Origin of the sequence: Stenotrophomonas sp. GD03819 (genome assembly GCF_029841665.1) — a bacterium.
Classification (GTDB): Bacteria; Pseudomonadota; Gammaproteobacteria; order Xanthomonadales; family Xanthomonadaceae; genus Stenotrophomonas; species Stenotrophomonas geniculata.
This window is the reverse complement of the sequence record NZ_JAOCEW010000005.1, coordinates 62,773-84,026: the sequence shown is the minus strand read 5'-3', so window position 1 is coordinate 84,026 and position 21,254 is coordinate 62,773. Positions and strand designations below refer to the sequence as shown.

At 66.7% G+C, this 21,254-nt stretch carries 21 protein-coding genes and 1 tRNA gene; 14 read left to right on the top strand and 8 right to left on the bottom strand.

The genetic code is table 11. The features are described 5' to 3' along the window. Nucleotides 1-10: 10 nt before the first annotated feature. From N5D45_RS04565 to N5D45_RS04555, 3 genes are all read right to left on the bottom strand, one after another. Nucleotides 11-454 carry a GNAT family N-acetyltransferase gene (locus tag N5D45_RS04565; RefSeq protein WP_228355109.1) on the bottom strand — a complete coding sequence of 148 codons (444 nt, stop codon included), beginning with the start codon at nucleotides 452-454 and terminating at the stop codon, nucleotides 11-13. Nucleotides 455-529: 75 nt separating this feature from the next. Then, complete coding sequence (locus N5D45_RS04560) at nucleotides 530-1,639, bottom strand: DUF3667 domain-containing protein (protein ID WP_279938496.1); 1,110 nt, start codon at nucleotides 1,637-1,639, stop codon at nucleotides 530-532. Nucleotides 1,640-2,357: 718 nt separating this feature from the next. Then, a tRNA-Ser gene (locus N5D45_RS04555) sits at nucleotides 2,358-2,450 on the bottom strand. Nucleotides 2,451-2,612: 162 nt separating this feature from the next. Between N5D45_RS04555 and dnaX the strand changes: the two genes are divergently transcribed. The 4 genes from dnaX (at nucleotide 2,613) to N5D45_RS04535 (ending at nucleotide 6,086) form a co-directional block, all read left to right on the top strand. Then, the gene (dnaX, locus tag N5D45_RS04550; RefSeq protein ID WP_279938495.1) at nucleotides 2,613-4,652 is read left to right on the top strand and encodes a DNA polymerase III subunit gamma/tau; all 2,040 of its coding nucleotides are present in this window, start codon (nucleotides 2,613-2,615) and stop codon (nucleotides 4,650-4,652) included. Between the two features lie 5 nt (nucleotides 4,653-4,657). After that, nucleotides 4,658-4,978, top strand: coding sequence for a YbaB/EbfC family nucleoid-associated protein (locus N5D45_RS04545; protein WP_019659509.1), 321 nt, complete (start codon nucleotides 4,658-4,660; stop codon nucleotides 4,976-4,978). Between the two features lie 82 nt (nucleotides 4,979-5,060). Beyond that, nucleotides 5,061-5,660 (top strand): recombination mediator RecR, encoded by a 600-nt coding sequence (gene recR, locus N5D45_RS04540; protein WP_100447841.1) that lies wholly within the window; start codon nucleotides 5,061-5,063, stop codon nucleotides 5,658-5,660. A gap of 66 nt (nucleotides 5,661-5,726) precedes the next feature. Then, the gene (locus N5D45_RS04535) at nucleotides 5,727-6,086 is read left to right on the top strand and encodes a histidine triad nucleotide-binding protein (RefSeq protein ID WP_014646179.1); all 360 of its coding nucleotides are present in this window, start codon (nucleotides 5,727-5,729) and stop codon (nucleotides 6,084-6,086) included. A gap of 79 nt (nucleotides 6,087-6,165) precedes the next feature. Here N5D45_RS04535 and N5D45_RS04530 read toward each other — a convergent pair whose 3' ends face one another. The 4 genes from N5D45_RS04530 to N5D45_RS04515 are packed head-to-tail and all read right to left on the bottom strand — an operon-like array spanning nucleotide 6,166 to nucleotide 10,532. Then, nucleotides 6,166-6,693 carry a Slp family lipoprotein gene (locus N5D45_RS04530; RefSeq protein ID WP_005408301.1) on the bottom strand — a complete coding sequence of 176 codons (528 nt, stop codon included), beginning with the start codon at nucleotides 6,691-6,693 and terminating at the stop codon, nucleotides 6,166-6,168. Continuing rightward, nucleotides 6,690-8,639, bottom strand: coding sequence for a DUF3488 and transglutaminase-like domain-containing protein (locus tag N5D45_RS04525; protein WP_279938494.1), 1,950 nt, complete (start codon nucleotides 8,637-8,639; stop codon nucleotides 6,690-6,692). The genes N5D45_RS04530 and N5D45_RS04525 overlap by 4 nt, the downstream gene beginning before the upstream one ends. After that, the gene (locus tag N5D45_RS04520; RefSeq protein ID WP_279938509.1) at nucleotides 8,632-9,555 is read right to left on the bottom strand and encodes a DUF58 domain-containing protein; all 924 of its coding nucleotides are present in this window, start codon (nucleotides 9,553-9,555) and stop codon (nucleotides 8,632-8,634) included. Before N5D45_RS04520 ends, N5D45_RS04525 begins: the two co-directional genes overlap by 8 nt. A 23-nt stretch (nucleotides 9,556-9,578) precedes the next feature. Further along, a complete protein-coding gene (locus tag N5D45_RS04515; protein ID WP_043398214.1) occupies nucleotides 9,579-10,532 on the bottom strand; it encodes an AAA family ATPase in 954 nt (317 codons plus the stop codon). A gap of 42 nt (nucleotides 10,533-10,574) precedes the next feature. Here N5D45_RS04515 and N5D45_RS04510 point away from each other — a divergent pair, with 42 nt between their 5' ends. Beyond that, a complete protein-coding gene (locus tag N5D45_RS04510) occupies nucleotides 10,575-12,410 on the top strand; it encodes a glycosyltransferase family 39 protein (protein ID WP_279938493.1) in 1,836 nt (611 codons plus the stop codon). A gap of 121 nt (nucleotides 12,411-12,531) precedes the next feature. On the opposite strand, the gene N5D45_RS04505 is transcribed toward N5D45_RS04510, so the two are convergent. After that, on the bottom strand, nucleotides 12,532-13,101 hold the full coding sequence (locus N5D45_RS04505) for a Maf family nucleotide pyrophosphatase (protein ID WP_279938492.1): 570 nt from the start codon (nucleotides 13,099-13,101) through the stop codon (nucleotides 12,532-12,534). A gap of 113 nt (nucleotides 13,102-13,214) precedes the next feature. Here N5D45_RS04505 and N5D45_RS04500 point away from each other — a divergent pair, with 113 nt between their 5' ends. From N5D45_RS04500 to N5D45_RS04460, 9 genes are all read left to right on the top strand, one after another. After that, nucleotides 13,215-13,724, top strand: coding sequence for a YceD family protein (locus tag N5D45_RS04500; RefSeq protein WP_010483828.1), 510 nt, complete (start codon nucleotides 13,215-13,217; stop codon nucleotides 13,722-13,724). A gap of 107 nt (nucleotides 13,725-13,831) precedes the next feature. Continuing rightward, nucleotides 13,832-14,026, top strand: coding sequence for a 50S ribosomal protein L32 (gene rpmF / locus N5D45_RS04495; protein ID WP_005408308.1), 195 nt, complete (start codon nucleotides 13,832-13,834; stop codon nucleotides 14,024-14,026). 91 nt (nucleotides 14,027-14,117) lie between these two features. Then, a complete protein-coding gene (locus N5D45_RS04490; RefSeq protein ID WP_005415505.1) occupies nucleotides 14,118-15,095 on the top strand; it encodes a beta-ketoacyl-ACP synthase III in 978 nt (325 codons plus the stop codon). 77 nt (nucleotides 15,096-15,172) lie between these two features. After that, nucleotides 15,173-15,955 (top strand): serine/threonine protein phosphatase, encoded by a 783-nt coding sequence (locus N5D45_RS04485; protein ID WP_164191869.1) that lies wholly within the window; start codon nucleotides 15,173-15,175, stop codon nucleotides 15,953-15,955. 168 nt (nucleotides 15,956-16,123) lie between these two features. After that, nucleotides 16,124-17,068 carry an ACP S-malonyltransferase gene (fabD, locus tag N5D45_RS04480; protein ID WP_010483822.1) on the top strand — a complete coding sequence of 315 codons (945 nt, stop codon included), beginning with the start codon at nucleotides 16,124-16,126 and terminating at the stop codon, nucleotides 17,066-17,068. 82 nt (nucleotides 17,069-17,150) lie between these two features. Then, the gene (gene fabG / locus N5D45_RS04475; RefSeq protein ID WP_005408312.1) at nucleotides 17,151-17,894 is read left to right on the top strand and encodes a 3-oxoacyl-ACP reductase FabG; all 744 of its coding nucleotides are present in this window, start codon (nucleotides 17,151-17,153) and stop codon (nucleotides 17,892-17,894) included. 152 nt (nucleotides 17,895-18,046) lie between these two features. Continuing rightward, complete coding sequence (gene acpP / locus N5D45_RS04470; protein WP_005415509.1) at nucleotides 18,047-18,286, top strand: acyl carrier protein; 240 nt, start codon at nucleotides 18,047-18,049, stop codon at nucleotides 18,284-18,286. A 143-nt stretch (nucleotides 18,287-18,429) separates the two neighbouring features. Further along, a complete protein-coding gene (fabF, locus tag N5D45_RS04465; RefSeq protein WP_057503269.1) occupies nucleotides 18,430-19,692 on the top strand; it encodes a beta-ketoacyl-ACP synthase II in 1,263 nt (420 codons plus the stop codon). Nucleotides 19,693-19,784: 92 nt separating this feature from the next. Further along, a complete protein-coding gene (locus tag N5D45_RS04460; RefSeq protein ID WP_197657023.1) occupies nucleotides 19,785-21,149 on the top strand; it encodes an aminodeoxychorismate synthase component I in 1,365 nt (454 codons plus the stop codon). The last annotated feature ends 105 nt before the right edge of the window (nucleotides 21,150-21,254 follow it).

Genomic DNA, 21,254 nt, shown 5'->3' with positions numbered 1-21,254 from the left:
GGCGGGAGCGCTAGATCTCCCGCTCCATTTCCACGGCGTCGATCCCGGCGCCGTGGCCATCGGGCACGATCCGCGTCACCTGGAAGCCCAGCCCGGCATAGAAGCCCTGGGTGTGCTGGCTGGTACTGAGCGCGATGCGCTTGATCGAGGGATCCGCTTCAGCCTGGCGCAGGCGTGCCAGTGCCAGTTCGCGGCCCAGTCCATGCCGGTGCAGCGCGCGCTGGACCATCCCCCAGCAGAAACCGGCACTGCCGTCGCCGCGTCGCGACAGGCCGCCACAGGCCACGATGCTGCCATCGCGCTCGATGACCTGGAATGCACAGTCCGTGGCTTGTTCGCGCAGGAAGCGTTCAAAGTCGCTGCGCTCTTCGGGCGCGAAGTAGGTGGGTACGTTGCTGTCGAAAATCGACAGGCAGGCGCTGGCATCTGTGGGGTAGTAGAGGCGGAGGTTCATGGGCCCACGATAAACGATCGCCAGTAGATCCACGCCATGCGTGGATTCATGGGCGTGATGCCGTGCGTGTATCCCTCAGGCCGAGATTCCCGCCAGCACCGCATACATCACCACGAAGCTCACCAGGAACAGATAGACGCCGCCGATGGCCAGGTAGCGCAGTACGGTCAGCGCCTTGTTGCCGCCGTACACGCGTTGCTGCATCCACAGCAGATAGACCGGTACTGCCAGCCACAACAGTGCATACAGCCATTGGCTGACGGCGGCGAATGCGGGTGATGCGAGCGCGCTGCTGATGCCGGCGATGAGGAAGGTTGCCAGCAGCACCATCATCAGCCAGCAATGGCTGTACAGCGCCACCACCAGGTGTTCCAGATAGCCCATCGCCCGCGGAATATAGGCGACGCGCAGTACCAGTGCGAACACCGGCATCAGGAAGAACAGGGCGCCGGGCAATGCGGTCAGGATCGCCTGCATGTACAGATCGGTCTTGCCCCCCATGCGCTGGATGTTGGCGTTGCCGTTGTGCAGGCGCTTGTTGAGCCAGTTGTTGGCGAACCGGGGCCAGCCGGCCATCACGATGGGGTTGGTGTCCGCATCCCAGGGCTTTCCGTTGACGGTGTGGTTGAAGAACGTGCCGTGCTCCGTCGCGGCGGCCTGCTTGCCGGTGCCAGTGAGTTCGGCTTTGCGCTGCGCGGCTGCGGCATTCACTGCGGCCCTGGCCATGGCGAAGCCGGCGTTGCCGGTGCCGGGTGAGTTGGCCTGTTGTTGGTCGATCAACGCCAGCTGCGCCGCGCGGGCGGCTTCGACCTGCTCCACTGTCGTGGTCTTGGCGTACACAGAGTTGGTGCCACCGCCGATGCTGAAATCGTCGACGTGCACGAAGAGCTTGCCGACGAAGAACGTAAACAGGGTGAGGATGACGAACAGCCGCAGGGGCTGCACGTATCCGACCCGGCGGCCCTTGAGGTAGTTCAGCGCGATGCGGCCCGGCACCCAGAGATCGCGCAGCGTGCGGAAGATACGCCCATCGAGATGCCAGAAGGATTCGAACACTTCTTCGATGGCATGACCCACATGCTTGAGCGGGTTGTGCGCCGATTGCCCGCAGCGATGGCAGTAGTGGCCGTGCAGGGCGGTGTCGCAGTTTTCGCAGGCGGCGTGAGCGCTGTCGATCGAGCTCATGGGCAATGGGCCAAGCGTCGGTTGAAGGCGCCTACGATAGCGAATTTTCAGGATTCGTTCAGGTTTGTTTTGGGGTGCTATCGAGCGTGCGTAAGGCGATCAAACGCATCCACGCATGGCGTGGATCTACTGATGGATCTGGAGGAGCAAGCTCCTCTGTTGAGGGGCTGCCCCGACAGGGGCGGGGAGAAGGCAGGCAAAGGGAGGGGCCCAAACGTTGCGCAGCAACGATTGGGGCGAAGCGCGCGCAGCGCACTTCGCGTCCCGCGCCAGCTTGTTTGAGGAGCATGTGGGGAAGCAGGGGGGGGCGCGCGAAGAGCATCCACGCATGGCGTGGATCTACCGACGTCTCTGGAGGAACAAGCCCCTCTGTTGAGGGGCTGCCCCGGCAGGGGCGGGGAGAGGCAGGCAAAGGGAGGGGCCCAAACGTTGCGCAGCAACGATTGGGGCGAAGCGCGCGCAGCGCACTTCGCGTCCCGCGCCAGATAACTGAAAAAGGCTGCCCTTTCAGGCAGCCTTTTTCAGTTATCTGGCGGAGAGAGGGGGATTGTCGGGTGCATCCATGCACCCGATCCCGGCGCGCTGCGCACCGGGACCCGCCTGCGGCGGTCCGGTTCTGCTCCTGCAGAACCGTCGAACCCCGGCGGGGCTTCTCTCGCCCGATGCTCCCCGCCAGACAAATAAAAAAGCCGCCCACTGGGCGGCTTCTTCATTTATCTGGCGGAGAGAGGGGGATTCGAACCCCCGAAGCGCGGTTTAGACGCTTACACACTTTCCAGGCGTGCTCCTTCAACCACTCGGACACCTCTCCGGATCCCTGCCATCGGCAAACGCCTCAGCAGGGGCGCAGATTCTAGCGGGCTACGCGGCACTTCACAAGCACCCCAGCCAGGAACCTGCGAAGGACGTGCCGGAGGCGAGGGGGCTGGACAGGCATGGCACAATGGAACATCCGATGGAAAACGGTGGCCTGATGTCCTACCTCGTCCTTGCCCGCAAGTGGCGTCCGAAGCGTTTTGCCGAGCTGGTGGGCCAGGAACACGTGGTCCGTGCGCTCAGCAACGCGCTGGACAGCGGCCGGGTCCACCACGCGTTCCTGTTCACCGGCACCCGCGGCGTGGGCAAGACCACCATCGCGCGCATCTTCGCCAAGTCGCTGAACTGCGAGCAGGGCACCAGCGCCGACCCGTGCGGCCAGTGCGCGGCCTGCCTGGACATCGACGCCGGCCGCTACATCGACCTGCTGGAAATCGATGCCGCGTCCAACACCGGTGTGGATGACGTGCGTGAGGTGATCGAGAACGCGCAGTACATGCCCTCGCGTGGCAAGTACAAGGTCTACCTGATCGACGAAGTGCACATGCTGTCCAAGGCGGCGTTCAACGCGCTGCTGAAGACGCTGGAAGAACCGCCGGAGCACGTGAAGTTCCTGCTGGCCACCACCGACCCGCAGAAGCTGCCGGTCACCGTGCTGAGCCGCTGCCTGCAATTCAACCTCAAGCGCCTGGACGAGGATCAGATCCAGGGCCAGATGACGCGCATCCTGGCGGCAGAAGAGATCGAGGCCGACGGCAGTGCCATCGTACAGCTGGCCAAGGCCGCTGACGGTAGCCTGCGCGACGGCCTGTCGCTGCTTGATCAGGCGATCGCCTATGCCGGCGGCGCGCTGCGCGAGGACGTGGTGCGCACCATGCTGGGCACGGTCGACCGCACCCAGGTGGCGGCGATGCTCGATGCGCTGGCCGAGGGCGATGGTCCGCGCCTGCTGCAGGTGGTGGCTGCGCTGGCCGAATTCTCGCCGGACTGGAGTGGCGTGCTGGAAGCATTGGCCGAAGGCCTGCATCGCATCCAGGTGCAGCAGCTGGTACCGGGTGCCGCAGCGGCCGCTGAAGGCCTGGACGCGACGGTGTTCGCCGAACGCCTGCGCCCGGAAGTGGTGCAGCTCTGGTACCAGATGGCCTTGAACGGCCGTCGTGACCTGCCGCTGGCGCCGAGCCCGCGCGCGGGATTTGAAATGGCCGTGCTTCGCATGCTGGCGTTCCGACCGGCCGCAGCGGTACCGCCGGTGCCGAAGGCCGTCGACGGTGCGGTGGGTGGCACGCCGGGCGGTAACGCTGCCGGTGGTGGCACCGGTGCCGGTAGCCACGAAGCGACGCCGGCCGCTGCCGCCGCTTCGGCCAGCCCGGCCGTGGTGGCGCAGGTGGCCGCTCCGGCGCAGGCCGCGCCGCGCGAACCTGAACCCGAACCGGAGCCGGTCCCGCAACCCGACCCTGAGCCGACGCCGGAGCCCGAGCCGGTTCCGGTGGAGGAGCCGGTGTCACCGCCGCCGGTGAAGGCCGAAGCCGTGGCGCCTCCGTCTGTTGAAACAGAAGCGGGCGACGACCTGCCGCCGTGGGCCACCGACGAAGCCGAGGCGCGTGACGAGGCGCTGGCGGCCGAGATGGCTGGGCCGGACGCCGCCATGGTGGCGCCCTGGCATGAACCGCCGGCTCCCGTCGCGGCTCCCGGCGAGCCTGCGCCGTCCGAGCGCCCGTTCCGCACTGAAGGCATTGCCATCGCGCCAACAGAGTCGGCCCCGGCACGTGATGCCGTGCCGCAGGAAGGCGTCAGCGAGCTGGCCACGGCCGAGGACTGGCTCGACCTGGTGGCCAACAGTGGCCTGAGCGGCCCGTCGCGGCAGCTGGCGGCCAACGCTGCCTTCATCAGTTGCCAGCACGGGACCTTGAAACTGGGCCTTTCGCCCGGATTTGAGTACCTGCGCTCGGAGCGTGCGCTGGCGGCCCTGGGCGAGATGCTGGAGAAAGCCCTTGGCCAGGCCCCGAAGATCGTGGTCGAGACCGTGGAAATCGAGCACGTTCCGGCCGAGACCCTGCATCAGCGTGCCGACCGCCAGCGTAGTGAGCGGCAGCAGGTGGCAGAGGCTGTTTTCATGGACGATCCGGAAGTGCAGGTGCTGATCCAACAGCACGGCGCCCGGGTTGTTTCCGATTCCATCCGTTCTTTTGACGAGTAGAGACTATGCGCGGCAACATCGCCCAACTGATGCAGCAGGCCCAGAAGATGCAGGAAAACCTGCAGAAGGCCCAGGAAGAAATCGCCAGGATCGAAGTGACCGGCAGCGCCGGTGGCGGCATGGTCAGCGTGACCCTGACCGGTGCCAAGGAATGCCGCAAGGTGCGCATCGACCCGTCGCTGACCAGCGACCCGGAGATGCTGGAAGACCTGATCGCCGCCGCCTTCAACGATGCCTCGAACAAGATCGATGCCGAGTCGAAGTCGAAGATGGGGTCGGCCACCGCTGGCATGCAGCTGCCGCCGGGCATGAAGCTGCCGTTCTGATTTTCAGCGTGGCACCCGTGTAACCGGGTGCCACGGACCCTGTAGCCGTCGAGCCTGCTCGACGCAATGAAAGCCTGTCGCCGTGTCCGCACCCCTGCTTGAACAATTGATCGACGCGTTGCGGGTGCTGCCGGGCGTCGGCCAGAAGACTGCGCAGCGCATGGCCTACCACCTGCTCGAGCGTGAGCGCGAAGGTGGCCGGCGCTTGGCCGAAACCCTGGCGCTGGCGGTGGAACGCATCGGTCACTGCGTGCAGTGCCGCGATTTCAGCGAAACCGAGCTGTGCCCGACCTGTGCCAACAGCAGCCGCGAGCGCAGCCAGCTGTGTGTGGTCGAATCGCCGGCCGACCGCCTGGCCATCGAAAACGCCACCGGCTTCCGCGGTGTCTACTTCGTGCTGCAGGGCCGCCTATCGCCGCTTGATGGCATCGGCCCGCGCGAGCTGGGCCTGGAGCAGCTGGAGCGACGGCTGGCCGAAGGCGAGGTGCAGGAGCTGATCATCGCCACCAGCGCCACTGTCGAGGGCGAGGCCACCGCGCATTACCTGGCGCAGCTGGCGCGCGCACGCAAGGTGCAGCCCAGCCGTCTGGCGCAGGGCCTGCCGCTGGGCGGCGAACTGGAATACGTCGATCGTGGCACGCTGTCGCACGCGTTCGGGACGCGCAGCGAATTCCGCGATTGAGCAACGGCCGGCATGGCCGGACGTGAGCGGCCTACAATGCGGGAGACATCTCCGCCGAGGCCGACCATGAGCAACGAAACCCTCTTCAGCAAGATCATCCGTCGCGAGATCCCGGCCACCATCGTCTACGAGGATGACGAGGTGCTGGGCTTCAAGGACATCGCACCGCAGGCGCCGGTGCACGTGCTGTTCATTCCGAAGAACGAGATCATTCCGACCCTGGATGACCTGCAGCCGTCGCAGGCGCACCTGATCGGGAAGCTGGCGCTGGCTGCCGCCGAGTACGCGCGCCGCGAAGGCTTCGCACAGGACGGCTACCGCATCGTGATGAACTGCCGCGAGGATGCCGGCCAGACCGTGTTCCATATCCACATGCATCTGCTGGCCGGTGCGCCGCTGGGGCACTTCGGTACCCCGGGACGTTGAGCGCCCGGTATCCACGCCATGCGTGGATGAAAAAGGCCGCCCGAGGGCGGCCTTTTCCGTCATGCGTGTGTGGCGACGATCACCACCAGCCCCAGCGACCATAGCCGCCCCAGTACGGGCCATACGGGCCCGGGCCCCACGGGCCATAGGGGTAGGGCACCACGTCGACCTGGCGCTGTTCCGGCCACAGGTAGATCACATCGGCCGACAGCTTCGGCAGGCGGTAGTCGTACTCGCCGATGCGGGTGTTCTGGTAGCCGTCGATCTTGCCGATGAAGGTCACGTCACGACCGGCTTCGAACACCGCCGGGTCGTAGAAGCCGGCACGGCAGGCAATGAAGCGGCCGTCGCTGGCGTCGGACGAGGTGGTGTTCGGGCGGCCACTGCCATTGAGCGGGCGCGAGATGATCTGGAAGCAGGTCTCGCCCTGGCCGGGCTTGGTTTCGATGATGCGACCGCCCCAACGGACCGGCGTGCCGACCTGCTGGGTAGCGACCGAGTCGCGAGGGGAGACCAGGCTGAACTGTCCCTGCAGCGGCTTGGGGGCCGTGGCGCAGGCCGACAGGGCCAGCGTGGCCACAGCGGTGAGAAGGAACTTGGTGTTCATGGGGAGGCTCCGGAAGTCGGGCGATGCCTGCGCAGGTCCCGCAATAATGAAGCGAGGTCGGTGCAAGTTCCAGCGTAGCGCGCGTCGGCGAAACGCTGGCTGAGTGCGAGCAGGGCCGGGTCGGGGCGCTGCCGGTGTACCCGCTGTGCCCAGTCCTGTGCGGTTTCGTGCGGTTCACGGGCCAGGCCGAGGCGGGCGTAGCGCCGTCCGAGCCGGTGCCAGGCGCGCAGCAGCGGCTCGCGTTCGCGCTCGCCACGGGCCAGCAGCCAGGCCATCCACGCCAGCGCCAGCAGTGCGGCTACCACGAAGCCAGCGACCAGCTGCCCGGGGCCCAGATCGTCCAGCCCGAACGGCTTGAGCAGCTGCTGCTGGCGGCGCGCATCGAAGGACAGCACCAGATCGTTCCAGCCGCGGCGCAGCCAGTCGCCCATCTGGCCCAGCTGCAGCCAACGCTGCTGCAGTGGTGTGTCCGTGCCGGCCTGCAGGCGGTCATCCAGGGTGTCCAGGATGCGTTCCGGTGCCACGGCTGCGGTCGGGTCAACCCTGACCCAGCCGCGCTGCGGCAGCCATACCTCGGCCCAGGCGTGGGCATCCATCCGCCGCACTACCCAGTAGTCGCCGATGCGGTTGCGGGTGCCACCAGCGAAACCGGTCACCACCCGTGCCGGGACGCCGGCGTTGCGCATCAGCACCACGAAGGCCGAGCTGAAGTGTTCACAGAAGCCGGCCTTGTAGCCGAACAGGAACTCGTCGATCGGGTCGCGCCCTGCCGCAGGGGTATCCAGCGTGTACGAGAAATCGGTGGTGATCCACTGCAGCGCGCGGCGCACGATGGCCTCGTCGTCGCTGCCGGCGTCCTGCCGCCATTGCTGCGCCAGCGTGGCGGTGCGCGGGTTGAAGCCGGTCGGCAGCTGCAACGTCGCGCGGCGCAGATAGGGCGACAGCGTGCTGTCGAAGCGCAGTGGCGGGGCCGAATGCAACCGCCAGCGGCTGAGCGAGGCCAGCGGGCGTTCGCTGCTCAGGCTCATGTCCGCATCCAGCATGCTGCCCGCAGGTGCGCGGCTGGGCAGGTCCAGCGCCACCAGCTGGCGGCGGTCGGTGGGCTCGTAGTCGATCTGGTAGTCCCAGCCCTGTGTACCCGCTGCAACCGCTGCAGCAGGTCGCCGCGCGCTGGCACGGTCGCGTGTCCAGCGCCGTCCATCGAAGGCGGTCAGTACAGGGCCGCGCCAGTAGCGCTGCGCCGGCTCGGGCGGAGCGCCGAAGAACTGCACGCGCAGCGCCGGGGTGTCGTCGGCCATCAGGTCCAGCCACTGGCCGGGTTCCATGCTGTCGGACAGCCCCGGTGTACCCACGGCGCGTTCGGGAATACCCCACAGTGGCGTGGCCAGTCGGGGGAAGAGCCAGAAGCAGGCCAGTGCCAGCGGCAGGCCGATCGCCAGCAGGCGGCCGACACCACGCAGCTGTCCACGCAGTGGCTGGCGGCCAGCATGGCCTTCATCCTGCGCCAGGCGTTGCAGTGCGATCAGTGCGCTGCCCCCGGCCAGCGTGGCCAGCGCTGTTGTCAGCGGCCCCTGGTCGAGCAGGAATGCTGCAAAGGGCGAGAACAGCGCGAAGCCGAGCAGGCTGCGGGCATCACGCAGGCTGCGCAGCTCGCTGGACTTGATCGCCAGCATCGCGGCCAGCAGCGCGCAACCGGTATCGCGTCCTGGGCGCACCACGCCCATCTGCCAGACGATGGCGCCGAGCATGCCCAGCACCAGCAGCAGGCGTACCGGCATCGGCAACACTGTCCGCCACGACAGGGCGGCAGTGATGATCGCCGCCAGCGCGATCACGCCCGCCAGCAGTGGTGGCAGCTGCAGCAGCAACGGCAACAGTGCCAGCGCCGCGCTGGCCAGGGTCCAGTTGCGGGCATTGCGGTCGAGCAGGGCCGGGGTATCAGTCATGCGGCATCAGCGCCAGCGCGCGCAGGCACAGGTGATGATGGCTGGCGCCCTGGCCGGGCCCGAACGGTGGATGCGCAGGCAGCAGCAGGGTGTAGCGGCGGCCCTCGCGCTCGGCCACATCCACCCAGCGCGCCAATCGAGCGATGCGTGCTTCATGGCCCAGCGGCGCCAATGAGCGCCAGTCGAGGATCACTTCGATGCCGACCGGCTTTTCGTACTCGCGCACCAGCAGGCTGTCGCGGCGTGCCGAGTGCTTCCAGGAAATGCTGCGCGGCGCATCGCCCGCCCGGTAGGGGCGCAGCTGATGCAGCTCCTCGCCGCTGGCATGGGCACGGGTATGCAGCGGATCGCTGCCGCTCTCCGGCAGTGCAGGCGCCACGGCCTCGGCCAGCGGGTAGACCAGCAGCGGCTGTTCCGGCCACACCCACGACCATGCCCGCACCAGGCCCAGCGGCTGGGTGGTGGACAGGCGGATACGCGGCAGTTCCAGCCAGCCACGGCGTTCGCTGGGAACGTCCAGTTCCACTTCGCCACGGCCGTGCGCAGGCAGCGAGGTCCAGGCGTTGCTGTCACCCAGCTGCAGATGAAGGCCGTGCCGCGCACGCGGATCACGCAGTGAGAGGTCTACGCGCAGGCGCAACGGTTGCCCGGCAGGTACCGGCTCGGCCGAGATCGCATCCATCTGCACGCCGGACAACTGGAGATGCGCGGCAATGGCACTGGCGATGGCCGCTGCGGCAAGCAGCAGGGCCAGCAGCAGCGCCGGATTGTTGTTGTAGTTCAGCGCGCCCAGCAGCATGGCCACCAGCAGGGTGGCAACGAACAGGCCGAAGCGGGTGGGCAGCACATAGATGCGATGGCGGTCCAGCCGCTTCGGCAAGGCTTCGGGCCTGCGTGGCCGTGCCAGCAGCTGCATGCGTGCCCAGCGTGTGGCCACGCTCAATCCACCGCGACGGTCTGCAGGATCGCGCGCGCCAGTGCCGGTCCCGAACTGGATTCGGCTTCCGCCACCAGCCGGTGACCAGCCACTGCGACGAACAGCGTCTGCACGTCCTCGGGCACGACATGCCCGCGACCCAGCAGCAGGGCATGTGCCCTGGCCGCACGCAGCAATGCCAGGCCGGCGCGTGGTGACAGGCCGACGCGCACGCCGGCGTGCTGGCGGCTGCGGGTCAGCAGGGCCTGCACATAGTCGATCAGCGCGTCGCTGGCATGCACCTGGTTCACCGCGTCGCGCAGCGCGCGCACCTGGGTGTCATCCAGTTTCGGCACGGCGCGCGCGATCAGGTCGCGGCGGTCGCTGCCCCGCAGCAGTTCGCGTTCGGCCTGGGCACTGGGGTAGCCCATCGCCAGCCGCAGCAGGAAACGATCCAGCTGCGAATCCGGCAGCGGGAAGGTGCCGGACAGGTCCACCGGGTTCTGCGTGGCGATCACGAAGAACGGGTCGGGCAGCGGATGCGTCTGTCCGTCCAGGGTGACCTGTTGTTCGGCCATCGCTTCCAGCAACGCGCTCTGCGTGCGTGGTGGTGCACGGTTGATCTCGTCGGCCAGCAGTACGTGGGTGAACACCGGGCCTGGGTGGAACTGGAACTGGCGGCTGCCGGCTTCATACACCGACACGCCCAGCACATCGGCCGGCAACAGGTCGGAGGTGAACTGCACGCGCTGGAAGCTGAGGCCGAGGCTGCTGGCCAGCGCATGCGCCAGCGTGGTCTTGCCCAGGCCGGGCAGATCTTCGATCAGCAGGTGGCCGCCGGACAGCAATGCGACGAACGCCAGCCTGACTTCCGGCACCTTGCCCAGTACCAGTGCGTTCACCTGATCCTGTGCCTCCCGCAGGGCCTGACGCAATTGATCGGTTAGCATGCTGGGATTGGGGGACGAAGCTGGCATGATCGTCTCAGATCTGGAATCCACTCGATTATCCATAGAGCAATGCAAGGCGAACAGCGCGCACGGACGATATTTCTCTGGTTATGGACGCTGGTCACAGCGGCCAAGCTGATCGTTGCCGCGCGCCTGCCGCTGTTCGTCGACGAAGCGTTCTATTGGCAGGAAGGCCAGCATCTGGCCGCGGCCTATTCGGATCTGCCCGGGCTGACCGCCTGGCTGGCCCGCCTGGGCGTGGAGATCGGGGGGCATCACGTGCTCGCGCTGCGCCTGCCGTTCCTGGCCATCGGTGCGCTGCTGCCGCTGCTGGTGGTGCGCACGGCCACGCGCTGGTTCGGCAATGTGGCCGGTTGGCAGGCGGGCAGCCTCACGCTGTTGATGCCGTTGTCGGCGACGCTGGGCCTGCTGGCGGTACCGGACGTGCCGATGGCGTTGGCGGCAGTGATCTGCCTGCACGCCGGTGCGCGCCTGCTGCACAACGTGGATGCCTCCTCGGCGATGAAGCTGGCGCTGGGCCTGCTGATCGGTGCACTCAGCCACTACCGTTTCATCGGTGTCATCGGCGTCGGTTTCATCGCGTTGCTGGCATTGCCGCAGGGACGTCGCATGCTGGCCGATCCGCGCGTGTGGGTGGCATTGGCGGTGGGCGTGCTGGCATGGCTGCCACTGCTGGCGTGGAATGCGGACAACCACGATGCCGGCCTGAAATTCCAGGTGATCGAGCGTCATCCCTGGGCGTTTGAATGGGGCGGGCTGTGGTTCCTGGTGATCCAGCCGATGCTGGTCACGCCGATCCTGTGCATGGCGATGTGGAAGGTGGCGCTGGCAGGAACCCGGAGCGGTGGCGGTGCGCGCGTGCAGTGGCGCTATTTCGGCTTGGTGGGCGGCGTATCCACGCTGGGCATTTTCGTGCTCGGCTTCTTCACTGACGTCGAGCGGATCAGCTTCCACTGGCCGCTGCCGGGCTACCTCGCATTGCTGGTGGCGGTGCCGGTGGTGCTCAACGGCTGGCCGCGCTGGCTGCGCCGCACCGGCTGGTGGCTGGCCGGCGCGGGCATGGTGCTGGCCTTCGGCTACTACCTGGTGGCATCCACGCCGGCACTGCGCGAGCAGATGGCCGGCAGCAAGTACTATCCGCGCAATTTCGCCGGCTGGCAGCCACTGGCAGTTGCGGTCCATGAAGAGCTGCGGCAGATGCCGGAAGGAACGCGCGTGCTGGCCGGCAACTTCAAGGTTGGCGCCGAGCTGGGTTTCCAGCTGGGCAATGGCAACATCGAGGTACTGCCGCATCTGCTCAATGACAAGCATGGCCGCACCGCGCAGCTGGCGCAGTGGGGCCTGCTGCATGAGGGCGAGCGCACGGTGCCGATGCTGCTGGTGCTGTCACCCAGCGACCAGCGCTATCGCGAACTGCTGGAGCGCTATCACGCCATCTGCAATCAGGTGGGGCCGATGCCTGCGCCACGCGTGGTCAGCAGTGATCACGGGTTCCAGCGCTTCCTGCTGTTCCGGCTGCCGGTGCAGCGCGCAGAAGGGCCGTGCGTGACGCCGGCGATGGCGTGGCTGGATGCGCCGTCCAATGGCGAGAAGGTGTCCGGCACGCTCGCAATCAAGGGCTGGGCGTTCAAGGATGGTGTCGGCCTGGCGCGCGTCGAAGTGCTGGTCGATGGTCGCCCGATCGGTGACGCCCGCTATGGGCGTGTGTTCGACGTGCGCCACACTTGGCCGGACAGTACCGATCCGCAGCATCCGGCGGTGGGCTTCGACGCATCGTTGGATACCACCACGCTGGCTCCGGGCAAGCACTGGCTCGGGCTGCGCCTGCATGGCCGCGATGGCAGTGTGGAGGCGTGGCAGGAGCAGCCGTTCGAGGTCCGTTGAGGCTCCTGCATCTGTAGAGTCGAGCCATGCTCGACTGCTTTTGTTGCAGATGTTGCAGATGGCAGGTGCCGAGCGAAAAGCAGCCGAGCATGGGCTCGGCTCTACAGGTTGGCAGGAGCGTTCAGGGCACCGCGAAACCGGCCCTGCGCAGCAATCCGCATACCGCGATCAGCGGCAGGCCGACCAGCGCGGTCGGGTCGCGGTTGTCGATGGCGTCGAACAGGCTGATGCCCAGGCCCTCGCATTTGAAGCTGCCGGCGCAGTCCAGCGGTTGCTCGGTGGTCACGTAGCGGGCGATTTCGTCTGGCTCCAGTGCGCGGAAGCAGACTTCGGTCAGATCGACGGCCGTGAATGATTCTCCGTCACGACTGAGACAGACGGCGGTGTGGAAGCGGACGGTCTGCCCCGACATCGCTGCCAGCTGCGCACAGGCGGCCTCGACCGTACCCGGTTTGCCCAGTGGCTGGCCGTTCAGGTCTGCGACCTGGTCCGAACCGATCACCCACGCGCCGGGGTGGCGGGACGCCACCTCGGCCGCTTTGGCGGTGGCCAGGCGGGTGGCCAGGGCCAGCGGAGCCTCCCCGTTCATGGGAGTCTCATCCACCTCCGGACGTGCGCAGTCGAAGGGCAGGCCCAGCCGTTCCAGCAGCTCGCGGCGGTAGCGGGAGGTGGAGGCCAGGACCAGTGACATGCGAGAATACCGGGGCAGGGCATGGCAGTCTGGCGTGTCCGCAGCGCCAGCAGCAAGTCCTGCATGGCGGGCATTTGACAGTCGGCGCCCGGATCCTTAGTATTCAGCGGCTTATGTCCGCGAACGTGCCCGAAACGCTGGATGCCTGGCGGATGGTTGTAGCGCGAAGGCGCTTCGACGGTCAGGTGTCTCTGGCTGAATTGACCCGCCTGCAGGGGTTGGTCGCAGATACCGACGGTGAGTGCAATTACTCGCTTGAATTCGGTCGCGACGACGTCTTGCGGGTATCCTATGTGGAATTGACCATCGACACCGCGCTGCCGCTGACCTGTCAGCGCAGCATGCAGCGATTCCTGTTGCCGGTGAAGGTGACCCAGAGGCTTGGCCTGATCCGCGACGAGGACGAGGAATCGTCCCTGCCGGAGGAATACGAGGCGTTGCTGGTGCCGGAAGATGGCCAGCTGAAGCCGCTGGATCTGGTCGAGGACGAACTGGTGCTGGCGGTGCCGGTGGTACCGCTGTCGCCCGACGGTGAAGCAGTCGACAAGGACTGGGCGCCGAGCGAAGAAGAAACGAAGAAGGCCAACCCGTTTGCGGCGTTGGCGGCATTGAAGAAACAATAGCAGCCGGTTGTCGTCGGCGGCTGCGGCGAAAGCGAAAAGTGTGCTGGGCGCTGGCGTCCTGTGCGACGAAACGACGAAGCAAAACGAACCGAGTTTGGAGCAATCCCATGGCTGTCCAGAAATCCCGTGTTACCCCGTCCCGCCGCGGCCAGCGCCGTTCGCATGACGCCCTGAGCGCCAAGCAGCTGTCGACCGACCCGACCACCGGCGAAGTGCACCTGCGTCACCACATCACTGCCGATGGTTTCTACCGCGGCAAGAAGGTCATCCAGACCAAGACCTCGGCCGTCGAAGAAGATTGATGTGCCGGGAAGGCCGCTGCCTCCGGGCAGCGGCCTTTGCCTTCTTCCCCGGGTGTGCCGGTGATCGGCGGCCCGCGCAACAGGAAACATGATGAGCAAGCGGATCTACTCGAGGATCGCGGGCACCGGTAGCTATTTGCCGGAAAAAGTCCTGACCAACGCCGACCTGGAAAAAATGGTCGAAACCTCGGATGAGTGGATCCAGTCGCGCACCGGAATTCGTGAACGGCACATCGCGGCCGAAGGCGAAACCACCAGCGACCTCGGCTACAACGCCGCCCTGCGCGCGCTTGAAGCCGCAGGCATCGATGCCTCGCAGCTCGACATGATCGTGGTCGGCACGACCACCCCTGATCTCATTTTCCCGTCCACCGCGTGCCTGATCCAGGCCAAGCTCGGTGTTGCGGGGTGCCCTGCCTTTGACGTCAACGCAGCCTGCTCGGGCTTCGTGTTCGCGCTGGGCGTGGCCGACAAATTCATCCGTTCCGGTGACTGCAAGCATGTGCTGGTGATCGGCACCGAAACGCTGACCCGCATGGTCGACTGGAACGATCGCACCACCTGCGTGCTGTTCGGCGATGGCGCCGGCGCCGTCGTGCTCAAGGCCGATGAAGAGACCGGCATCCTCAGTACCCACCTGCATGCCGATGGCAGCAAGAAGGAGCTGTTGTGGAACCCGGTCGGTGTCTCGACCGGCTTCAAGGACGGCGCCAATGGCGGCGGCACCATCAACATGAAGGGCAACGACGTGTTCAAGTACGCCGTCAAGGCGCTGGACTCGGTCGTGGACGAGACCCTGGCCGCCAACGGCCTGGACAAGTCCGACCTGGATTGGCTGATTCCGCACCAGGCCAACCTGCGCATCATCGAAGCCACCGCCAAGCGCCTGGACATGTCGATGGACCAGGTCGTGGTGACCGTCGACAAGCACGGCAATACCTCGTCCGGCTCGGTGCCGCTGGCGCTGGACGCCGCCGTGCGTTCGGGCAGGGTCGAACGTGGCCAGCTGCTGCTGCTGGAAGCCTTCGGCGGCGGCTTCACGTGGGGTTCGGCTCTGCTGCGCTATTGATAGTGCAAGTTACGACAACGTGAAGCTTTGTCGTTGCGGCCCGTCTGGGGCCGTAACGCGTTTAAGGAGGACCTGTCATGGTTGAGCCCATCGTCATCGAAGGGCAACGTGCCTGGCTGAAGCAGTACGGCAAGGGAAGCCGGGCGCTGGCCCTTGGCCTGCTCAATTTTGTTGCCCGTCGTTTTCATCTGGACGCCCTGCGTCCGCCGCCGCACCGTGGCGGCGACGCCGCACGCGAAACCGAAGCCCGTCGCCTTGCAGAACTGCAGGCGCAGGGTGTGAACGTGCCCGACGTGCTGGGCACCGGCCATGCCGCGCTGGTGATCGGCGACAACGGCAGTTCGTTCAATACCTGCCTGCGCGAAGCCGACGACGCAGGTCGCGACCGACTGGTGATGGCGGCGATGCTGGCCATTGCCGCAGCGCATGCGCGTGGCGCCTATTTCGGCCAGCCGTTGCCGCGCAATCTCACCTGGGATGGCGAGAACGTCGGTTTCATCGACTTCGAGGAAGATCCGCTGGAAGTGATGGATCTGTCCGAAGCGCAGGCCCGCGACTGGCTGATGTTCGGCTATGGCGTGGCCAAGCACTACGCCGACCGCCCCGAGCACCTGCAGGCGATGATGGCCGAGGCGATGGGCGATGCCCAGGCGCCGGTGCGCGAGCACGTGCACGCGGTCAGCGGCCGCCTGCGCAGCCTGGCCCGGGTCTGCATGAAGCTGGGCCGCTCAGCGCGCGCTCTGGCCCACTCCATTTTCATCGCCCATGGCGCCAGCACCGCTGGCGTGCTGATGCTGGTGGGCCTGTGCGTGGATTTCCTCGCCGACGGCGACCTGGACGTCCTGCAGCTGTTCTGCTGATCAGCAGCTGGGGCCGGATCCCTTTTTTCCATGGAGAGGCATCCGGCCCCGGATCTCCAGCGTGTTGCGACAGCCATTCACCATACGCGTGCATACGCGCACGTACAGACGACACGGCATGTTCCCCCTTATCATGGCCCGCTTCGATTGCAACAAGCGGATGACCGCGTGACCCTATCCACCCTCGCTTTTGTCTTCCCCGGCCAGGGCTCGCAGTCTGTGGGCATGGTGGCCGAGCTGGCCGAACTGCACCCGCAGGTGCGTGACGCCTTCACCGAGGCGTCCGATGGTGCCGGCGTCGACCTGTGGGCGCTGTCCCAGGGCGGCCCGGAGGAAATGCTCAACCGCACCGAATACACCCAGCCGGCCCTGCTGGCTGCAAGCATCGGCGTGTGGCGCGCCTGGAACGCCGTGGGCGGTCCGCGCCCGTCGGTGCTGGCCGGTCACAGCCTGGGCGAGTACACCGCCCTGGTTGCCGCTGGCGCGCTGAGCCTGCATGACGGTGCGCACCTGGTGCGCCTGCGCGGCCAGTTGATGCAGGAAGCCGCGCCGGCCGGTGTCGGCGCCATGGCCGCCGTGCTCGGCGCCGAAGACCAGCTGGTGCTGGACGTCTGCGCTGAAGCGGCAGGCAGCCAGGTGGTGGTGCCGGCCAACTTCAATTCGCCGGGCCAGATCGTGATTGGTGGCGACGCCGATGCGGTCGACCGCGCGCTGGCGCTGCTGGCCGAGAAGGGCGTGCGCAAGGCGGTCAAGCTGGCCGTGAGCGTGCCCTCGCACACCCCGCTGATGCGCGAAGCCGCCAACCGCCTGGCCGAAGTGATGGCCGGCCTGGCCTGGCAGGCGCCGCAGCTGCCGGTGGTGCAGAACGTCGACGCCAAGGTGCATGACGGCATCGACGCGATCCGTACCGCGCTGGTCCAGCAGCTGTACCAGCCGGTGCAGTGGACCGGCTGCGTGCAGGCGCTGGCTGGCCGTGGCGTCACCCAGATCGCCGAGTGCGGCCCGGGCAAGGTGCTGACCGGCCTGGTCAAGCGCATCGACAAGGCCATCGACGGCCGTTCGCTGGCCACGCCGGGCGACTTCGAAGCTGCCCGCGAGGCATGGTCGGCCTGATCCCCCCTGTTCCTGCCGTCCGTACCGGTGGCCGCTGCACGCGGCACGGGTGCGGCGGCCGCCCCAGCCTGAGGAAAACATCATGAGCAAGCCCCTGCAGGGTGAAATCGCACTGGTCACCGGCGCCAGCCGTGGCATTGGTGCCGCCATCGCCGATCTGCTGGCCGCCCAGGGCGCCACCGTCATCGGCACCGCCACCACCGAATCCGGCGCTGCCGCGATCGGTGAGCGCCTGGCCGCCCACGGTGGTCATGGCCGCGCGCTGAATGTCACCGATGCGGCTGCGCTGGACAGCGTGCTGGACGGCATCGCCAAGGAATTCGGCCCGATCTCGATCCTGGTCAACAATGCCGGCATCACCCGCGACAACCTGCTGATGCGCATGAAGGACGAGGACTGGGCGTCGATCATCGACACCAACCTGACCAGCGTGTTCCGTACCAGCAAGGCGGTAATGCGCGGCATGATGAAGGCGCGCAAGGGCCGCATCATCAACATCGCATCGGTGGTGGGCGTGACCGGCAACGCCGGCCAGGCCAACTACGCTGCCGCCAAGGCCGGCATCATCGGCTTCAGCAAGTCGCTGGCCAAGGAAATCGGTTCGCGCGGCGTCACCGTCAATGTTGTCGCACCTGGCTTCATCGACACCGACATGACCAAGGCGTTGCCGGAAGAAGCGCGTACCGCGCTGATCAACGACATCGCCCTCGAACGCCTGGGTTCGCCGGAAGACATCGCCCATGCGGTGGCCTTCCTGGCCAGCCCGGCTGCCGGTTACATCACCGGCGAAACCCTCCATGTGAACGGTGGCATGTACATGCCGTAAGCAAGGGGCGCAGGGATTGCGCCGCAAGTGATTGATCTGCTGAGGTTTTTGCTGCGATGCAAGGCCGCGCCGGTTTCCACTACACTATCCCACGGCCATCGCCTTTGATGGCGACCACTTTTGAACCACAACTCCATCTGGAGCGAGATCCCATGAGCACCATCGAAGAACGCGTCAAGAAAATCGTCGTCGAACAGCTTGGCGTCAAGGAAGAAGAAGTCACCAACAGCGCATCGTTCGTCGATGACCTGGGCGCTGACTCGCTGGACACCGTCGAGCTGGTGATGGCCCTGGAAGAAGAATTCGAGTGCGAGATCCCGGACGAAGAAGCCGAGAAGATCAGCACCGTGCAGGCCGCCATCGACTACATCAAGGCCCACGTCAAGGCCTGATGTCAGACGGCAGTGCGCGCGCGGGTTCACGCTCGCCGCGCACCGCACCCCATGGGGCCGCTGTTGCGGCCCCGTGTGTTTGAGCATCACACCGAAGCAAACCGAGTTGCCCGTTGAAACCATCCGGGCCAGGAGAATCAGCAATGAAGCGTCGCGTCGTCGTAACCGGCCTGGGTATCGTCTCGCCGTTGGGCAATGATCTGGCCAGCAGCTGGGAAGGCATCACCCATGGTCGTTCGGGCATCGGTCCGCTGACCAACGTTTCTGATGCCTATCTGGATCGGTTCACCACCAAGATTGCAGGTGAGGTCAAGGGATTCGACATCACCGCCGACAATGAACTGTTCGGCAAATTCCGGGTCAGCGGCAAGGATGCCAAGAAGATGGACCCGTTCATCCATTACGGCCTCGGTGCCTCGTTCATGGCCCTGCACGACTCGGGCCTGGAGATCACCGACGCCAATGCCGAACGCATCGGCGCCATCGTCGGCGCCGGCATCGGCGGCCTGCTCGGCATCGAAGAGCAGACCATCGAGTTCCACGAGGGCAAGAAGATCTCGCCCTTCTACGTGCCCAAGACCATCATCAACATGCTGCCGGGCCAGCTGAGCATCATCACCGGCCTGAAGGGCCCGTCGTTCTCGGCGGTGTCGGCGTGCGCGACATCGAACCACTCGATCGGCACCGCGATGCGCATGATCCAGTACGGCGATGCCGACGTGATGGTGGTCGGTGGTGCCGAGCGTGGCTCGTCGCCGACCGCGCTGGGCGGCTTCTGCGCGATGAAGGCCATGAGCACCCGCAACGATGCCCCGGAACAGGCCTCGCGCCCGTGGGACAAGGACCGTGACGGCTTCGTGCTGGGCGACGGCGCCGGCATCCTGATCCTGGAAGAGTACGAGCACGCCAGGGCGCGTGGCGCGAAGATCTACTGCGAGCTGGCCGGTTTCGGCGCCAGCTCCGATGCGTACCACATGACCGCACCGAGCGAGAACGGCGAAGGTGCCGCCCGCTGCATGGCCATGGCCATGAAGGACGCCGGCGTGACCCCGGAGCAGGTCGGCTACCTCAACGCGCACGGCACCTCCACGCCACTGGGCGACCTGGGCGAGACCATGGCGATGAAGACCGCCTTCGGCGACCACGCCTACAAGATGATGGTCAGCTCCACCAAGTCGATGACCGGCCATCTGCTGGGCGCTGCCGGCGGCGTGGAAGCGATCTTCTCGGTGATGGCGCTGCAGGACAACGTCATTCCGCCGACCATCAACCTGCAGCAGCCGGGCGAAGGCTGCGACCTGGACTACGTGCCCAACGAAGCACGCCAGGCCAAGGTGGACGTGGTGATGTCGAATGGTTTTGGCTTCGGCGGCACCAACGGCACGCTGATCTTCAAGCGCGTCTGACCGAGTTGTAGCGTCGAGCCATGCTCGACTCCGCGTTCCATGGAGCCGCCGCAAGGCGGCTTCCGTGCATCTGATACCCCGAACTGGCTGCCATGACCCACGCACCGCTGATTCACCCGTTGCCGCATCCGATCGATCTGCTGGCGCTGCAGCAGCACGACCCGGCGCGCTTCCCGCTGCTGATGGAATCCACCGCCTCGGGCACCGCCCAGGGCCGCTGGAGCCTGCTGCTGGCCGCGCAGGGCGAGGGCCTGCGGCTGGACGCCGATGGCCAGGTGCGCGATCTGCACGACGTGGTGCAGCCCGGCACGTTCCTGCAGGCACTGGACCGTGCCTGGCAGCATGAGCGCCTGTCGCACGACGGCAGCCACAGCCTGCCGTTCCGTGGCGGCTGGGCGCTGATGCTGGATTACGAAGTGGCCAGCCAGATCGAACCGGTTCTGCCGGCGCGTGCGCGCGAGGACGGCCGCCCGACCGCGCTGGCACTGCGCTGCCCGGCCGCGGTGCTGCACGACCATCACAACGATGCCAGCTTTGTCATCGCCGAAGCCGGCGAGCAGGCGCTGCTGGACGCGCTGGTGGCACTGGCTTCGGCCGCGATGCCCGAAGCCGGGCAAGGCTGGCAGCCGCCGCAGTCGGTGGCCGAGGATGCGCCGCAGCGCTTCACCGACGGCGTGCGCCGGGTGATCGACTACCTGCGCGCCGGCGATGTGTTCCAGGTGAACCTGTCGCGGCGCTGGAGCGCCCGGTTCGCCGCGCCGGTCAGCCCGCAGGCGCTGTACGCGCAGTTGCGCCGTGCCAACCCGGCACCGTTTGCCGGCCTGTTCAGCGCGCATGGCCGCCACGTGGTCAGTTCCTCGCCGGAGCGGCTGGTGTCGGTGCATGCCGGTCACGCGCAGACCCGGCCGATTGCCGGCACGCGTCCGCGTTTCGAGGGGGACGATGATGCCGCGCGCATCCAGGAACTCGTCGGCCACCCCAAGGAGCGCGCCGAGCACGTGATGCTGATCGACCTGGAGCGCAACGACCTGGGCCGCATCTGCCTGCCCGGCACCGTGGTGGTCGACGAGCTGATGACCGTGGAGAGCTACGCCCATGTGCACCACATCGTCAGCAACGTCAGTGGCCATCTGCGCCCGGAGGTCACGCCCGGCGAGGTGATCGCCGCCACGTTCCCGGGCGGCACCATCACCGGCTGCCCCAAGGTGCGCTGCATGCAGATCATCAGCGAACTGGAGCAGGTGCCGCGCGGTGCCTATACCGGCGCCTTCGGCTGGCTGAACCGGGATGGCGACCTGGACCTGAACATCCTGATCCGCACCGCCGAAGTGGATGGCCACGAGGTGAGCTTCCGCACCGGTGCCGGCATCGTGGTGGATTCGGACCCGGACAAGGAACTGGACGAGACCCTCGCCAAGGCGCGCGGCCTGCTGCGGGCGCTCGGTCAGCAAGGCTGACGGCCGCCGGTTCGGCTTCGGTGGGTGCCGACCTTGGTCGGCACGGGTGTGTGGCCCCGGTCATGACCCCACACCAGCGGCACGGTATCCTGCACGACGGAATCG

Bases quoted from the DNA above. Each gene is read 5' to 3' on its own strand.
- N5D45_RS04565 (WP_228355109.1), bottom strand. From the start codon at position 454: ATGAACCTCCGCCTCTACTACCCCACAGATGCCAGCGCCTGCCTGTCG.
- N5D45_RS04560 (WP_279938496.1), bottom strand. From the start codon at position 1,639: ATGAGCTCGATCGACAGCGCTCACGCCGCCTGCGAAAACTGCGACACC.
- dnaX (WP_279938495.1), top strand. From the start codon at position 2,613: ATGTCCTACCTCGTCCTTGCCCGCAAGTGGCGTCCGAAGCGTTTTGCC.
- N5D45_RS04545 (WP_019659509.1), top strand. From the start codon at position 4,658: ATGCGCGGCAACATCGCCCAACTGATGCAGCAGGCCCAGAAGATGCAG.
- N5D45_RS04535 (WP_014646179.1), top strand. From the start codon at position 5,727: ATGAGCAACGAAACCCTCTTCAGCAAGATCATCCGTCGCGAGATCCCG.
- N5D45_RS04530 (WP_005408301.1), bottom strand. From the start codon at position 6,693: ATGAACACCAAGTTCCTTCTCACCGCTGTGGCCACGCTGGCCCTGTCG.
- N5D45_RS04525 (WP_279938494.1), bottom strand. From the start codon at position 8,639: ATGACTGATACCCCGGCCCTGCTCGACCGCAATGCCCGCAACTGGACC.
- N5D45_RS04520 (WP_279938509.1), bottom strand. From the start codon at position 9,555: ATGCAGCTGCTGGCACGGCCACGCAGGCCCGAAGCCTTGCCGAAGCGG.
- N5D45_RS04515 (WP_043398214.1), bottom strand. From the start codon at position 10,532: ATGCCAGCTTCGTCCCCCAATCCCAGCATGCTAACCGATCAATTGCGT.
- N5D45_RS04510 (WP_279938493.1), top strand. From the start codon at position 10,575: ATGCAAGGCGAACAGCGCGCACGGACGATATTTCTCTGGTTATGGACG.
- N5D45_RS04505 (WP_279938492.1), bottom strand. From the start codon at position 13,101: ATGTCACTGGTCCTGGCCTCCACCTCCCGCTACCGCCGCGAGCTGCTG.
- N5D45_RS04500 (WP_010483828.1), top strand. From the start codon at position 13,215: ATGTCCGCGAACGTGCCCGAAACGCTGGATGCCTGGCGGATGGTTGTA.
- rpmF (WP_005408308.1), top strand. From the start codon at position 13,832: ATGGCTGTCCAGAAATCCCGTGTTACCCCGTCCCGCCGCGGCCAGCGC.
- N5D45_RS04490 (WP_005415505.1), top strand. From the start codon at position 14,118: ATGAGCAAGCGGATCTACTCGAGGATCGCGGGCACCGGTAGCTATTTG.
- N5D45_RS04485 (WP_164191869.1), top strand. From the start codon at position 15,173: ATGGTTGAGCCCATCGTCATCGAAGGGCAACGTGCCTGGCTGAAGCAG.
- fabG (WP_005408312.1), top strand. From the start codon at position 17,151: ATGAGCAAGCCCCTGCAGGGTGAAATCGCACTGGTCACCGGCGCCAGC.
- acpP (WP_005415509.1), top strand. From the start codon at position 18,047: ATGAGCACCATCGAAGAACGCGTCAAGAAAATCGTCGTCGAACAGCTT.
- fabF (WP_057503269.1), top strand. From the start codon at position 18,430: ATGAAGCGTCGCGTCGTCGTAACCGGCCTGGGTATCGTCTCGCCGTTG.
- N5D45_RS04460 (WP_197657023.1), top strand. From the start codon at position 19,785: ATGACCCACGCACCGCTGATTCACCCGTTGCCGCATCCGATCGATCTG.